The organism is Streptomyces sp. NPDC005017, from assembly GCF_042873115.1.
Classification (GTDB): Bacteria; Actinomycetota; Actinomycetes; order Streptomycetales; family Streptomycetaceae; genus Streptomyces.
In genome coordinates, this window is sequence record NZ_JBIALD010000001.1 from 186,950 (window position 1) to 200,790 (window position 13,841).

The following is a 13,841-nucleotide window of genomic DNA, read 5'->3' on the forward strand; positions in this document are numbered from 1 at the left end:
TCCGCCCGCAGCGGCCGCCGTCAAAGGCCAGAACCCCCGTAGGAGGCCGGTCCGGCGGACCGAGGACGGACACCCCCCGCCCCGGCCCCGCACCACCCACAAACCCTAGGCACTACCGCCCGCCCAGCGGAGGCGTCACCCAGCCGCAACCAAAGTGCTCGGCGGCCGCACGCCCCCCGGATCCGTCCGCACCTCGGACGTGCACTCGTAGCGCCGAGCCGCCCCCGACGGCCCGCCGAGGATGACCGACCCGTCGCCCTCCGCGGCCTCGGAGTCGGAGAAGGTGCACACGATCTGGGCCAGCGCGTAGGACGACAGCCGGTCGGGAGCGACGCTCAGCCGCAGCGTGTCCTCCGGATCACCCTCCCGGGGCCCGCCCGACTTGATCCGGGACGGCACGTCCGTCGTGTACCCGGCCAGCCGCTCCTCCGCCGACGGCCGCTCCGCGAGCTCGTTCAGCAGCCCCTGCGCGAGCAGCACCCGCCGGGCCGAGTCCGCCGTCCCCTCCGGAATGTTCACCGACCGGTCCACACTCACCAGCGAGGCGCCACAGCGCAGGAACACCTGCACCGCCAGCCCCCGCGCGGACTGCGTGGCCACGTCCGGCGCGGACAGCGAACAGTGGGCCCGCGACGGCGCCGCGCCGTAGTCGGTCGGCACCTCCGTGGCCCGGATCCCGCACCCCGCCACCGTCCCGACGAGCAGCCCCAGCGCCAGCGCCCGGCGCGCGTTCACGACGCGTCCCCCCTCGTGTCCTGCCCGGTCTCCCGCACGGCCGGCTCCGCGGCCTCCGTCCCGTCCTGGGGCAGCCGCAGCGTGAACACCGCGCCGCCGTCGGGGGAGTTGGCGGCGGTGATCTCCCCGCCGTGGATGTGCGCGTTCTCCAGCGCGATGGACAGCCCGAGCCCGCTGCCCTCCGACCGCGGCCGGGACGCGCTCGCCTTGTAGAAGCGGTCGAACACGTGCGGCAGCACGTCCTCGGGGATGCCGGGCCCGTGGTCGCGGACCTCGATGACGACCTCGTCGGCGGCGGCCCGCACGGCCACCCGCACGGGCGACCCGCCGTGCTTGAGCGCGTTGCCGATCAGGTTGGCCAGGATCACGTCCAGCCGGCGCGGGTCGAGCTGCGCGTGGATCCCGCGCTCGGCGTCCAGATCCACCGCGTCCAGCCACGCGCGCGCGTCGATGCAGGCGGTGATCAGATCGGCGACGTCGACGTCGTCCAGCACCAGCCGGGCCGTACCCGCGTCGAAGCGGGTGACCTCCATCAGGTTCTCCACGAGGTCGTTCAGCCGCCGCGTCTCGCTCACGACGAGCCGCACCGCGGGCTCGATCATCGGGTCGATGCCGCCGGCCTCGGAGTCCAGCTCCTCCTCCAGCACCTCGGTGACGGCGGTGATCGCGGTCAGCGGGGTACGCAGCTCATGGCTCATGTCGGCGACGAACCGCCGCGAGGCGTCGTCGCGGGAGGCCATGTCGGCGACCCGCTTCTCCAGGGCCTCGGCGGCGTTGTTGAACGTCCGTGACAGATCCGCCAGTTCGTCGGTGCCCGACACCCTCAGCCGGGTGTCGAGTCTGCCCTCGCCGAGCCGCCGGGCGGCGACCCCGAGCCGGTGCACCGGCTTCAGCACGGTCGTCGCCGCGGCCTGCGCGAGCAGCGCGGAGCCGATCAGGGCGAGGCCGGTGGCGATGCCCAGCGACCAGGCGAGGGAGTTGAGGTCCTTGGCCTCCGGCTCCAGCGACTTGAGCATGTAGCCGGTCGCACCGCCGCCGATCACCCGGGTGCCGGCCACCAGGTACGGGGTGCCGTCGTCGACGACACGCTGCCAGTACAGGTGGTACTCGGCGTCGTTGGCCGAGGTCAGCGGCTGCTTGCGGTTCACCGCGGTCCGCAGGGACTCGGGCACGTCACCGAGCTCGAAGCCGTTCAGCCCGCCCGAACCGCCGTACACCGTCTTGCCGTTGGGGTCCTCGGCGACCAGCAGGACCGTGAAGTGCTGGCTGCCGCCCGCCATCAGGCCGGCGGTGCGCTGGAGGTCGTCCTGGCTGGGGTGTTCGGGCAGGGCGCCCGCGCGGCTGCGCATCTCCTGCTCGAAGTCGCGCAGCACCGCGTCCTGGGCGCGGGTGAGCACCGCCTCCCGGTTCAGCCAGTAGGCGATGCCCGACGCGGACACGGCGGCGGTCAGCGCGACGAGGCCGAACACGACGACGAGCCGCAGCCGCAGACTGGTGAAGCGCAGCCTTGAGAAAGCTCCCTTGCGATCCGCGGCCCAGCCGCGGAGACCCCCTTGCTTCGTCGTCACTGAGGCGGATCCAGCCGGTAGCCCACGCCGCGCACGGTACGGATCAGGGTCGGCGAGGACGGCACGTCCTCCACCTTGGCGCGCAGCCGCTGCACACAGGCGTCCACGAGCCGCGAGTCACCGAGGTAGTCGTGCTCCCACACCAGCCGCAGCAGCTGCTGGCGCGACAGCGCCTGACCGGGGCGGCGGCTCAGTTCCAGCAGCAGCCGCAGCTCGGTCGGGGTCAGCTGGAGGTCCTCGCCGTTCTTCGTGACGGTCATCGCCGCGCGGTCGATGACCAGGCTGCCGAAGGCCGCCGCGTCGTTGGACTCGCGCTCGCCGCGCCGCAGCACGGCCCGGATGCGGGCGTCGAGGACCCGCCCCTGCACGGGCTTGACGACATAGTCGTCCGCGCCGGACTCCAGGCCCACCACGACGTCGATGTCGTCGCTGCGCGCGGTGAGCAGGATGATCGGCAGCTGGTCCGTGCGCCGGATGCGCCGGCACACCTCGAAGCCGTCGATGCCGGGCAGCATCACATCCAGCACGATCAGATCCGGGCGCTGCTCGCGCAGCAGCTTCAGACCGTCCTCACCGCTGGCAGCGGTCGCCACGCGGTGACCCTGGCGCGTCAGTGAGAGCTCCAGGGCCGTCCGGATGGCGTCGTCGTCCTCGATCAGCAACAGGGAAGGCACGGGCTCATTCTGGCCCATGGATGCCGTACGGATGAACCTGTGGAGCCGATGGAACGCAGCCCTTACGCGCGATTCCGCTGAGTGATCTCCCTTTCCGGCCCCGGCGCGAGGGCCGTTCCCGCCGCTCCCGCCGCCCTCCTCCCGCCCCTCTCTTCCCGGGGACGACCCCTGTGACAGGTCTGTGACAGTCGGCGGACACGGCGATGAAGTGGCCCCGGCAAGCTTTTCGGCACAAGGAAGAACGCAGACCGAACACCGGCAAGTCCACGACGGGGGGCGCGAGATGAACACGCTGCACGGTATGAGCACCAGCGCAGTGATCACGCGTCTGCACGACGTGAACGCGCACCGGGGTTCCGAGAAGTCCGGTGCCGTGAGCGGGCGGGGGTGCGCTCGCGGCACCGGGCGTCAGCACACCGCACATGCGCCGCAGGCCAAGCGGCCGTACATGGCGGTGGTGGAAGGTCTCACGGGGGAGACGCACGGGGGAGCCGCGTACAGGGAGGAATCGGGGGAGCGTCACTCCCGGTCGCAGGCCACGGACGCCGAAGCGGCGTTCACCGCCTACGTCCAGGAGCGCCGCGCCTCCCTGTACGCCACCGCCTACCACCTGACCGGTGACCGCTTCGAGGCCGAGGACCTGCTGCAGAGCGCGCTGTTCTCGACCTACCGCGCGTGGGACCGGATCAGCGACAAGGCGGCGGTCGGCGGTTACCTGCGCCGCACCATGACCAACCTGCATATCAGCGCCTGGCGGCGCCGCAAGCTGAACGAGTACCCGACCGAGGAGCTGCCGGAGACGGCCGGCGACACGGACGCGATGCGCGGCACCGAGCTGCGCGCGGTCCTGTGGCAGGCGCTCACCCGGCTGCCCGAACTCCAGCGCACCATGCTGGTCCTGCGCTACTACGAGGGCCGCACGGACCCGGAGATCGCGGACATCCTCGGCATCAGTGTCGGCACGGTGAAGTCCAGCATCTGGCGCTCGCTGCGCCGGCTGCGCGAGGACGAGGTCCTCAGCTTCGGCCGTGACGAGGAGGACGCCTTCGGCGAGCTGGTCGCCTGAAGCGCGAAAAAAGTTCCCCGAGAGGTGTATCAGGGGGACGGTACGGGGGTCTTGCTCACAGGTCCGGGGGGACCACGGGGGAGGGATCAGGGGGACACGGGGGAAGCAAGACCGACGGGGGAATGCACGGGGGAGCACAAAGGAAGCGGGACTGGAGGGCCGGGGGGTCCAACCAGTCCCGCTTCCGCGTTCCCACTCAAGCGACGCGAAAGACCACGACGCATCCGCCCACGCACCCCGCGCAACGCGACAGTGCTACCGCGACGCCCGCCCGCCACCGCCCTCAGGGGCGCGGGGAACCGCGCGACAGGCCACGACGCACCCGCACCCGCCCACACACCGCACCGAACAGCCGCCGAGCCGCAGCAGGCTCACGCCGCAGACCGCGAAGCCGCACACCGCCCCGCCGCCGCAGCCGCCAGCCGGCCCAACGCCTCGTCACGACCGCACGCGTACGCCCCCAGCGAGGTCTGCCGGGTCACGATGGACCGCTCGTCCCGCATCAACCGCCAGCCCCTGCGCAGCAGGAACGGCACGGACTTGCGACCCTCCCGCAGATCCCGCAGGAACCGCCGCCGGAAGGTTCTGACCGGCCCGCGGCTCAGGCACAGCGCGTCGGCGAGCACCCCGAGCTCCTGGCAGCGCCGCACGATCTCGGCGGCGAAGATGCCCTCCGCGATGAACAGCGGCGTGCGCCCGATGTCGACGGAGTCGGTGCCGGTGCGGGCGCTGAGCGAGATGTCGTAGACCGGAATGCCGGTACGGCCCGTGCGGCACAGTTCGGTGATCGCGGCGACGGCGGCGTCCGCGTCCCAGGACTCGGGGTGGTCCCAGTCGATGTCGGAGCTCCCGGCCACCTTCGGCAGCGTCGGGTCGTCGCCCTCTTTGTAGAAGTCGTCGAGCCGGAGCACCGGGAGACCGGAGCGGGCGGCCAGCAGGGACTTGCCGGAGCCGGACGGGCCGCAGAGCAGCACGACGCGCGTGGGTATGGGCGGATGGGAGCTCACGGGACACCAGTCTGAGGCATTCACGCGCCGTTCACCCACTCGCGGGTCGGCTTTGAAGCCCGCATCACACCTCAACTACCCTTCGTGTCGAACCGATTACCTTACGCAGCAGAAGGTGGCAGCGATGGCCCGACACGGCAGGACCGAAATGACCGGCAAGGCCGAAAGGAATCCGCACTCCACCGGACGGCGGGCGCTGGCCGCGCTGGCGACGGCCGGTGTGGCGCTCGGCGCGTCCGCGACGACGGCCGCGGCGGCGGACGGCGAACCCGTGGTGGACGCGATGCGGACGTCTCCGACCGCGCTCGGCCAGATCGACCCGCAGTCGGGGGTGGACGCGCTGACGTTGTCCCTGCGGTACGCCACCGGGACGGTGTCCTCGCTCAAGCCGAATCCGCTGGCCGGCACGGGTGCCGATCCGCTGGACAACGGCATCGGGACGCAGTTGGCGGACTTTCGGCCGCTGACGTCCCAGATGGTGACGGGGCCGGTGGCCCAGGCGGAGTCGATCGGGTCGATCCCGTTGGTGGGCCAGGCGGTGGGCCTGCTCGGCAAGTGAGCGGCTGAGTCGGGCTTCTGCGCGTACGTGGCTGTTCGCGCAGTTCCCCGCGCCCCTGGGGTGGCTGGGGCCGTTGTGCGTGTCCGGGCCGTGTGTGGCTGTTCGCGCAGTTCCCCGCGCCCCTTGAGGGCGGTTCCCCGCGCCCCCCTGTGTGGGGTGCGGGGAACCGTTGCGTTCGGGGTGTCAGTAGGCGGAGCCCGAGGCGCCCAGGCTGCCCGTCGGGTGCCAGACCGTCTTGGTCTCCAGGAACGCCGTCATGCGCTCCGTGCCCGCCGGGGCGGACCAGTCGTCCACAGGCTGTGGACGGAGAACCCGCTTGAGGTTGTCCGCCGCGGCGATCTCCAGCTCCTTGGCGAGCACCTCGTCGGCGCCCGCGAGGTCGATCGCGTTGACGTCCTGGTGGGCGGCCAGCGGGGCGGAGATCTCCGCCGTACGGCCGGACAGGACGTTGACCACTCCGCCGGGGACGTCGGAGGTGGCCAGCACCTCGCCCAGGGACAGGGCGGGGAGCGGGGCGTTCTCCGAGGCGACGACCACGGCCGTGTTGCCCGTGGCGATCACCGGGGCGATCACCGAGACCAGGCCGAGGAAGGACGACTTTTGCGGGGCGACGACCACGACGACACCGGTCGGCTCCGGGGAGGAGAGGTTGAAGTACGGGCCCGCCACCGGGTTGGCGCCGCCGACCACCTGGGCGATCTTGTCGGTCCAGCCCGCGTACCAGACCCAGCGGTCGATCGCCGCGTCCACCTGCGCGGCGGCCTTGGACTTGGACAGGCCCTCGGCCTCGGCGACCTCGCGCACGAACTGCTCGCGGCGGCCCTCCAGCATCTCGGCGACGCGGTAGAGGATCTGGCCGCGGTTGTACGCGGTCGCGCCCGACCAGGCGCCGAAGGCCTTGCGGGCGGCCACCACCGCGTCACGGGCGTCCTTGCGGCTCGCCTGCGGAGCGTTCGCCAGCCAGTTGCCCTTGGAGTCGGTCACTTCGTACACCCGGCCGCTTTCGGAACGGGGGAACTTGCCCCCCACGAACAGCTTGTAGGTCTTGAAGACGGAGAGTCGGGTCGGGTCAGACATCGAGGTACGCCTCCAGGCCGTGGCGGCCGCCCTCGCGGCCGAAGCCCGACTCCTTGTAACCGCCGAACGGCGAGGTCGGGTCGAACTTGTTGAACGTGTTGGACCAGACGACACCCGCGCGCAGCTTGTTCGCCACGGCCAGGATGCGAGAGCCCTTCTCGGTCCAGATGCCCGCGGACAGGCCGTACGGCGTGTTGTTCGCCTTGGCGACAGCCTCGTCGGGCGTACGGAAGGTCAGCACCGACAGGACCGGGCCGAAGATCTCGTCACGGGCGACGGTGTGCGCCTGGCTGACGTTCGTGAAGAGCGTCGGGGCGAACCAGTAGCCGCTCTCGGGCAGTTCGCAGGCCGGGGACCAGCGCTCGGCGCCCTCGGCCTCGCCGCGCTCGACGAGCGAGGTGATACGGCTCAGCTGCTCCTCGGAGTTGATCGCGCCGATGTCGGTGTTCTTGTCCAGCGGGTCGCCGAGGCGCAGCGTGGAGAGCCTGCGCTTGAGGGAGTCCAGCAGTTCGTCCTGGATCGACTCCTGGACCAGCAGGCGCGAGCCCGCGCAGCAGACCTGGCCCTGGTTGAAGAAGATGCCGTTGACGATCCCCTCGACGGCCTGGTCGACCGGGGCGTCGTCGAAGACGATGTTGGCGCCCTTGCCGCCCAGTTCGAGGGTGACCTTCTTGTGGGTGCCCGCGATCGACCGCGCGATCTGCTTGCCGACGGCCGTGGAGCCGGTGAAGGCGACCTTGTTCACGTCGGGGTGCGCGACGAGCGCGGCGCCCGCGTCGCCGTAGCCGGTGAGGATGTTGACGACGCCCTTGGGCAGGCCCGCCTGGCGGCAGATGTCCGCGAAGAAGAGCGCGGACAGGGGGGTCGTCTCGGCGGGCTTGAGCACCACCGTGTTGCCGGTGGCGAGCGCGGGGGCGATCTTCCACGCCAGCATCAGCAGCGGGAAGTTCCAGGGGATGACCTGGCCGGCCACGCCCAGCGGCTTGGGGTTCGCGCCGTAGCCCGCGTGGTCGAGCTTGTCGGCCCAGCCCGCGTAGTAGAAGAAGTGCGCGGCGACCAGGGGGAGGTCCGCGTCGCGGGTCTCCTTGATCGGCTTGCCGTTGTCCAGCGTCTCCAGGACGGCCAGCTCGCGGCTGCGCTCCTGGATGATCCGGGCGATGCGGAAGAGGTACTTCGCGCGCTCGGAGCCGGGCAGCGCGGACCACTTCTCGAACGCCTTGCGGGCGGCCCTGACCGCCCGGTCCACGTCCGCCTCGCCGGCCTGGGCGATCTCGGACAGCACCTCCTCGGAGGACGGCGACACGGTCTTGAAGACCTTGCCGTCCGCCGCCTCGGTGAACTCGCCGTCGATGAACAGGCCGTAGGACGGGGCGATGTCGACGACCGAGCGGGACTCGGGCGCCGGTGCGTACTCAAAAGTCATGTCGATCAGTCCACCGTCACGTAGTCGGGGCCGGAGTAGCGGCCGGTGGCCAGCTTCTGGCGCTGCATCAGCAGGTCGTTCAGCAGCGAGGAGGCGCCGAAGCGGAACCAGTGGTTGTCCAGCCAGTCCGCGCCCGCGGTCTCGTTGACCAGGACCAGGAACTTGATCGCGTCCTTGGTGGTGCGGATGCCGCCGGCCGGCTTCACGCCGACCTGCACCCCGGTCTGGGCGCGGAAGTCGCGGACCGCCTCCAGCATCAGGAGCGTGTTCGCGGGGGTCGCGTTGACGGCGACCTTGCCGGTCGAGGTCTTGATGAAGTCGGCGCCGGCCAGCATGCCGAGCCAGCTGGCGCGGCGGATGTTGTCGTACGTCGAGAGCTCACCGGTCTCGAAGATGACCTTCAGACGGGCGGCGCCCGAGGCCTCCTTCACGGCGACGATCTCGTCGTAGACCTTCATGTACCTGCCTGCGAGGAAGGCCCCGCGGTCGATGACCATGTCGATCTCGTCCGCACCCGCGGCGACGGCGTCGCGCACGTCGGCCAGCTTCACGTCCAGCGCGGCGCGGCCGGCCGGGAAGGCGGTGGCGACCGAGGCGACCTTGACGCCGGAGCCGGCGACGGCCTCCTTGGCGACGGCCACCATGTCGGGGTAGACGCAGACCGCGGCCGTGGTGGGGGTGGAGCGGTCGGTCGGGTCGGGGAGGACCGCCTTGGCGCCGAGCGCCCGGACCTTGCCCGGGGTGTCCGCGCCTTCCAGCGTCGTCAGGTCGACCATCGAGATGGCGAGGTCGATGGCGTACGCCTTGGCGGTCGTCTTGATGGAACGGGTGCCGAGGGAAGCGGCGCGTGCCTCCAGGCCGACCGCGTCTACGCCGGGCAGCCCGTGGAGGAAGCGGCGCAGCGTGGTGTCTGACGACGTCACGTCCGGGAGGGCGTTTGCTGCGGAGGGTGCATTGGTGGGCATGGTCACCAGACGAGCATATCTACGCGCGTAGCGGCTGTACAGGGGGCGAGGTTCCGCTTCTTCTTCCGCGGGGCATTTGTCCGGACTGCGTGTGCGGGTGTACTCGGCCGGTCGCGCAGTTCCCCGCGCCCCTGGGGGGTGCCGGTGCGTGTGCGTGCGCGGGCTCGTCGGTGGTTGTTCGCGCAGTTCCCCGCGCCCCTGGAGGGGTGGCGGTGTGTGTGCGTGTGCGGGCTCGTCGGTGGTTGTTCGCGCAGTTCCCCGCGCCCCTTGGGGGATCGTGCGTGTGTGGGTGCGGGTTCTCGGTGGCTGGTCGCGCGGTTCCTCGCGCCCCTGAGGGGGTGGCCCTGGGTGCGCGGGTGCGGGTTTGCGTGGGTCTCCGCCCTCCTGGGCGGGGTGGTCCCGTGGCTCTCGAAGCGGGGCAGCACGGGCTCACCTGAAGGGGCGCGGGGAACTGCGCGAACAGCCACGACGGACCCGCACCGGGCAACGCGCACAAGGCAGGCGCGCGGGGGCGCGGGTGGGGCCGGGGCGGACGGGGCGGGTGGGGCCGCGTGCATAATCGGCGGCATGACCACCAACGACCGGATCTACCGCTCACCCATGGCCCTCGTCGGCGGCGTGCTGCTGCTCGCCCTCGCCGCGTGGCTGGGGATCGACGCCATGGTCCAGGGTGAGGGAAACACACCCTGGCAGGCGCTGGGCGGACTGCTCACCTTCGTGCCGGTCGTCGTCGCCTTCACCCTCCGCCCGGCCGTCTTCGCCGACGACAACCGCCTGCGCGTGCGCAACCCGCTGCGGGTCGTCACGCTGCCCTGGGGCGAGATCGTCTCGCTGCGCGCCGGCTACACCAACGAGGCCGTCGACAAGGAGGGCAGGAAGGTCCAGCTGTGGGCCATCCCCGTGTCGCTGCGCGGGCGCAAGCGGGCCGCCAGGCGCCAGCAGCGGCGCGACGCCCAGGAGTCCGCCGCCGCACAGGGCAAGCGGGTCCGCGGCAGCCTCTTCGGACCGGGCGGCGACGTCGACGACGGTCCGCTGCGCGACCAGAGCGACAAGATCATGGACGAACTGCGCGCCATGCACGAGGCCCGCGAGAAGGCGAACACCTCGCAGGGCGAGGTCACCGTGCGCTGGGCGTACGAGATCATCGCGCCCACGGTCGTCGGGGTCGTACTCCTCGTGGTGTTCGGCGCGCTGGGCTGACCGCGACCGGAGCGACCCGCCCGGCGCGCTCCGCTCCGCTCCTTACAACCGCCTCGTCCTTCCGTACGTCTGAGACAAGCGATGACCAGCACATACACCAAGGGCGACGGCCCGCTGCCCCTGCCCGCCGCCCTCGTTCCCGACGGCTGCCCCGCCCTGGACGCCCAGGCGGCGCGCCGGTGGACCGCGGCGCTGCCGCCGCGCCGGGTTCCCGCGCGCAGCGCCACCGGCGGCGCGACCTTCGCCGTGAGCGTCGGCGCGCTCGTCGCGAGCGGTGCCCTCTGCCTCTACGCGGGCCTGCCCGCGTTCGCCGCCGCGCTCGTCGCGCTGCACCTGGTCTGGCTGCCCGCGCGGCCCGAGGCGGCGGTGCCGACCGCGCCGCTCACGGCCGTGCTGCTGCTCGTGATGCCGCAGGGGGCGCCGCTCGCGGTGCGGCTCGCCGTGGTCGTCGTCCTGGCCGTGGTGTGGGGTCTGGCCCTGACGCGGGTGCGGGCCCGGGCCCGGCAGCGGGCCGCGGCCGAAGCGGCCGCCGGGGGCGTCACGGCCGCCGCGCCCGGCGGGCGGGCGCCCGTGCGGCGCGGGCGGTTCATGACCGGGGCCGGGGTGCTCGTCGTCGTGGGCGCAGCCCTGCTGTTCGCCTTCCAGGACGCCTGGGACCTGGCCGAGGACCGGCAGGCCGTCCCGGCGGTCGCGGCCGGTGTCCTCGGGCTGGGACTCACGGTGCTGCTGTCCGGCCTGCTGGCCCGCAGCCGGGCCGGCGCGCTGCGCACAGCGCCGGTGCCCGTGCTGCGGGTGCTGGTGCGGGAGGGCGCCGACATGGACACCGAGGTCTTCGCCGCCGCCGACGGCGCGGCCCTGCGCCCCCTGTTCACCGTGGGCACGGCCCTCCTCGAGGAGGACGACGAGGACGACGGCGAGCATCTTGACGACGGCGACAAGGACGAGGAAGCCGCCGCCCGGGAGTTTCAGGACCTGCTCGACCGGATCGACGAGGAACAGCCCGGACCGCTGCGCGAGGCCGTCCTGTACGGCGTCCCGTACGACGGTGCCGAGATCGTCCTGGTCAGCGCCGCCGAGACGCCCGGCGAGCCGCCCGTGACCGAGGCCTCGACGGGCCCGGTCCGGCCGCTGTCCGAGCACGCGGCACGGCGCCGCGCGACCCGGGCGACGCGGGCCGCGGCCGACGAGCGGGCCGACCGGGAGCGGCTGGACGCGCTCACCGCGTCGGTGACGGGCGGGCGGGTACGGCGATGGCGGGCCGGCCCGCGCGACTGGGCCATGGGCCTGGTCGCCCTGTTCCTCGCCCCCAACGTGATCGTGGACGAGAGCGGTCTGTGGCGCTGGATACCCGGCCTGGTCGTGGGCCTGCTCGGCGTCAGCGCCCTGCCGCACATCGTCGCCTGGCGTGTCACGGCCGACCGCGACGGGCTGTGGTTCGACGGCATGAAGGGGCCGCGGCACGTCGCCTGGGAGCACCTGCGGGTGGTGAAGGCCGTCGGGTCCGAGCTGAAGATCGACAGCACCCGGCGCGACTTCGTGGAGTGGACGCTGTTCAGTCCCCGCTGGCGGAGGCTGGAGCGACGCCTCGGCCGGGTGCACCGGCTGGACCGGATGGCCGCCGAGATCGACGCCCTGTGGAAGGACGAGGCCAGGCGCCCGGCGGAGCCCGCCGCCGCCCGCCACCGGGGCCGCACCCTGTGGCCGTACGCCGTGGCCACCGCCCTCGTCTGGACCGCGCTGCTGTTCCTGGTTCCGTAGCCGCCGTTCGTGGTGCCGTGGGCGACGAGCCCGCCGCAGAGCCGCCCGGGGCCGCTCGGGACGGGCCGCGGTCGCGTCGGCCGTCGCCGGGGATTCGCCCGACCGGGTGCCGCCGGGCGGGTGAGGGAGCGGAGGAGGTACGGGGGCGCCTCCCGGACGGGGGAGGCGCCCCCGGGCTCAGATGCCGGCCGCGGCCGACAGGTCGCGCTTGATGTCCGCCAGCAGCCCGGCGGCGCGGTCGCGGGCCGCCGGCAGGCCGGCGTGGCCGGCGACCGGCACGACGACCTCCAGGTAGCACTTCAGCTTCGGCTCGGTGCCGCTGGGGCGGACGATGACGCGGGCGCCGTCGAGGGTGTAACGCAGACCGTCGGTGGGCGGCAGCGTCCCGGTCCCTTTGGTGAGGTCCTCGGCGCGGGTGACGGCCAGGCCCGCCAGCGCGGTCGGCGGCCGCTCGCGCAGGCGCCCCATGGCGTCGGCGATGACCGACAGGTCCTGGACGCGCACCGAGAGCTGGTCGGTGGCGTGCAGGCCGTGCTCGACGGCGAGGTCGTCCAGCAGGTCGAGCAGGGTGCGGCCCTGTTCCTTGAGCTCCGAGGCCAGCTCGGTGACCAGCAGGGCGGCGGTGATGCCGTCCTTGTCGCGCACGCCCTCGGGGTCGACGCAGTAGCCGAGCGCCTCCTCGTAGCCGTAGCGCAGGCCCTCGACGCGGGCGATCCACTTGAAGCCGGTGAGGGTCTCCTCGAACGGCAGTCCCGCCTTCTCGGCGATACGGCCGAGCAGGGAGGAGGAGACGATCGACTCGGCGAAGGTGCCGCGCGCGCCGCGCCTCACCAGGTGGGCGGCGAGCAGGGCGCCGACCTCGTCGCCGCGCAGCATGCGCCACTCGCCGCCGTCCTCGACGGCCACCGCGCAGCGGTCCGCGTCGGGGTCGTTGGCGATGATCAGGTCCGGGTCCGTCTCGTGGGCCCTGGCGAACGCCAGGTCCATCGCGCCGGGCTCCTCCGGGTTGGGGAAGGCCACGGTCGGGAACGCCGGGTCGGGCTCGGCCTGCTCGGCGACCAGGACCGGCTCGGGGAAGCCCGCCCGGGCGAACGCGGCCAGCAGGACGTCCTTGCCGACGCCGTGCATGGCCGTGTAGACGGTCCGGGCGGTGCGTGCCGACCCCTCGGCCAGCACGGCGTCCGTGCGGGCCAGGTAGGCCTCCAGGACGCCGTCGTCGAGGGTCTCCCAGCCGCCCTCGGGACGCGGTACGTCGGCGAGGGCCGCGACGGCGTCGATCTCGGCGGCGATGCCGGCGTCGGCGGGCGGCACGATCTGTGAGCCGTCGCCCAGGTAGACCTTGTAGCCGTTGTCCCGCGGCGGGTTGTGGCTGGCGGTGACCTCCACACCCGCGACCGCGCCCAGATGCCTTATCGCGAACGCCAGGACGGGCGTGGGCAGCGGCCGGGGCAGCACGACCGCCCGCAGCCCCGCGCCGGTCATCACGGCGGCGGTGTCGCGGGCGAAGTCGGCGGACTTGTAGCGGGCGTCGTAGCCGATGACGACGAGCCCGCCGGCCCGCCCCTCGGCCCTGAGGTACGCGGCGAGTCCGGCGGCGGCACGGATGACCACCGAACGGTTCATGCGCATCGGTCCCGCGCCCAGCTCACCGCGCAGACCGGCGGTGCCGAACTGGAGGGTGCCGCCGAAGCGGGCGGTCAGCTCGGCGACGTCCCCGGCGTCGATGAGCGCCCTGAGCTCCTCGCGGGTCTCGGGGTCGGGGTCCTCGGCCAGCCACGCCTCGGCCCGTGCCAGCGAATCGTCGGTCAC

Annotated in this window: 12 protein-coding genes; 4 read left to right on the forward strand and 8 right to left on the reverse strand. The window is 72.8% G+C overall.

Annotated features, from left to right (window positions below):
- Nucleotides 1–135: 135 nt before the first annotated feature.
- The 3 genes from ACFYR0_RS00750 to afsQ1 are packed head-to-tail and all read right to left on the reverse strand — an operon-like array spanning nt 136 to nt 2,977.
- Nucleotides 136–735, reverse strand: a complete 600-nt coding sequence (locus ACFYR0_RS00750) for a hypothetical protein (RefSeq protein ID WP_389320094.1) — start codon at nt 733–735, stop codon at nt 136–138.
- On the reverse strand, nt 732–2,303 hold the full coding sequence (locus ACFYR0_RS00755) for an ATP-binding protein (protein ID WP_389320096.1): 1,572 nt from the start codon (nt 2,301–2,303) through the stop codon (nt 732–734). Before ACFYR0_RS00755 ends, ACFYR0_RS00750 begins: the two co-directional genes overlap by 4 nt.
- Nucleotides 2,300–2,977 carry a two-component system response regulator AfsQ1 gene (afsQ1, locus tag ACFYR0_RS00760; RefSeq protein ID WP_073940367.1) on the reverse strand — a complete coding sequence of 226 codons (678 nt, stop codon included), beginning with the start codon at nt 2,975–2,977 and terminating at the stop codon, nt 2,300–2,302. The genes ACFYR0_RS00755 and afsQ1 overlap by 4 nt, the downstream gene beginning before the upstream one ends.
- 283 nt (nt 2,978–3,260) lie before the next feature.
- Here afsQ1 and ACFYR0_RS00765 point away from each other — a divergent pair, with 283 nt between their 5' ends.
- Nucleotides 3,261–4,043, forward strand: coding sequence for a SigE family RNA polymerase sigma factor (locus ACFYR0_RS00765; RefSeq protein ID WP_389320099.1), 783 nt, complete (start codon nt 3,261–3,263; stop codon nt 4,041–4,043).
- 371 nt (nt 4,044–4,414) lie between these two features.
- Here the strand turns inward: ACFYR0_RS00765 and ACFYR0_RS00770 are convergent, their stop codons facing one another.
- Nucleotides 4,415–5,050, reverse strand: a complete 636-nt coding sequence (locus ACFYR0_RS00770) for a uridine kinase (RefSeq protein WP_389320102.1) — start codon at nt 5,048–5,050, stop codon at nt 4,415–4,417.
- Between the two features lie 124 nt (nt 5,051–5,174).
- Between ACFYR0_RS00770 and ACFYR0_RS00775 the strand changes: the two genes are divergently transcribed.
- Complete coding sequence (locus ACFYR0_RS00775) at nt 5,175–5,609, forward strand: hypothetical protein (RefSeq protein WP_389320105.1); 435 nt, start codon at nt 5,175–5,177, stop codon at nt 5,607–5,609.
- 183 nt (nt 5,610–5,792) lie between these two features.
- On the opposite strand, the gene ACFYR0_RS00780 is transcribed toward ACFYR0_RS00775, so the two are convergent.
- The 3 genes from ACFYR0_RS00780 to deoC are packed head-to-tail and all read right to left on the reverse strand — an operon-like array spanning nt 5,793 to nt 9,074.
- Nucleotides 5,793–6,686: an aldehyde dehydrogenase family protein gene (locus ACFYR0_RS00780; RefSeq protein WP_389320108.1), complete on the reverse strand. Its 894-nt coding sequence runs from the start codon at nt 6,684–6,686 to the stop codon at nt 5,793–5,795.
- Entirely contained in the window at nt 6,679–8,115 is a 1,437-nt protein-coding gene (locus ACFYR0_RS00785) for an aldehyde dehydrogenase family protein (protein WP_389321069.1), read from the reverse strand. The genes ACFYR0_RS00780 and ACFYR0_RS00785 overlap by 8 nt, the downstream gene beginning before the upstream one ends.
- Entirely contained in the window at nt 8,115–9,074 is a 960-nt protein-coding gene (gene deoC / locus ACFYR0_RS00790) for a deoxyribose-phosphate aldolase (protein ID WP_389321073.1), read from the reverse strand. Before deoC ends, ACFYR0_RS00785 begins: the two co-directional genes overlap by 1 nt.
- Before the next feature lie 567 nt (nt 9,075–9,641).
- On the opposite strand from deoC, the gene ACFYR0_RS00795 reads away from it, so the two are divergent.
- Both ACFYR0_RS00795 and ACFYR0_RS00800 read left to right on the forward strand, forming a co-directional pair.
- The gene (locus ACFYR0_RS00795; RefSeq protein WP_389320111.1) at nt 9,642–10,274 is read left to right on the forward strand and encodes a PH domain-containing protein; all 633 of its coding nucleotides are present in this window, start codon (nt 9,642–9,644) and stop codon (nt 10,272–10,274) included.
- A gap of 81 nt (nt 10,275–10,355) precedes the next feature.
- A complete protein-coding gene (locus ACFYR0_RS00800) occupies nt 10,356–12,032 on the forward strand; it encodes a hypothetical protein (protein ID WP_389320113.1) in 1,677 nt (558 codons plus the stop codon).
- A 177-nt stretch (nt 12,033–12,209) separates the two neighbouring features.
- On the opposite strand, the gene ACFYR0_RS00805 is transcribed toward ACFYR0_RS00800, so the two are convergent.
- Nucleotides 12,210–13,841, reverse strand: a complete 1,632-nt coding sequence (locus ACFYR0_RS00805; RefSeq protein WP_389320116.1) for a phospho-sugar mutase — start codon at nt 13,839–13,841, stop codon at nt 12,210–12,212.

Bases quoted from the DNA above. Each gene is read 5' to 3' on its own strand.
- deoC (WP_389321073.1), bottom strand. From the start codon at position 9,074: ATGCCCACCAATGCACCCTCCGCAGCAAACGCCCTCCCGGACGTGACG.
- ACFYR0_RS00765 (WP_389320099.1), top strand. From the start codon at position 3,261: ATGAACACGCTGCACGGTATGAGCACCAGCGCAGTGATCACGCGTCTG.
- ACFYR0_RS00780 (WP_389320108.1), bottom strand. From the start codon at position 6,686: ATGTCTGACCCGACCCGACTCTCCGTCTTCAAGACCTACAAGCTGTTC.
- ACFYR0_RS00775 (WP_389320105.1), top strand. From the start codon at position 5,175: ATGGCCCGACACGGCAGGACCGAAATGACCGGCAAGGCCGAAAGGAAT.
- ACFYR0_RS00800 (WP_389320113.1), top strand. From the start codon at position 10,356: ATGACCAGCACATACACCAAGGGCGACGGCCCGCTGCCCCTGCCCGCC.
- ACFYR0_RS00795 (WP_389320111.1), top strand. From the start codon at position 9,642: ATGACCACCAACGACCGGATCTACCGCTCACCCATGGCCCTCGTCGGC.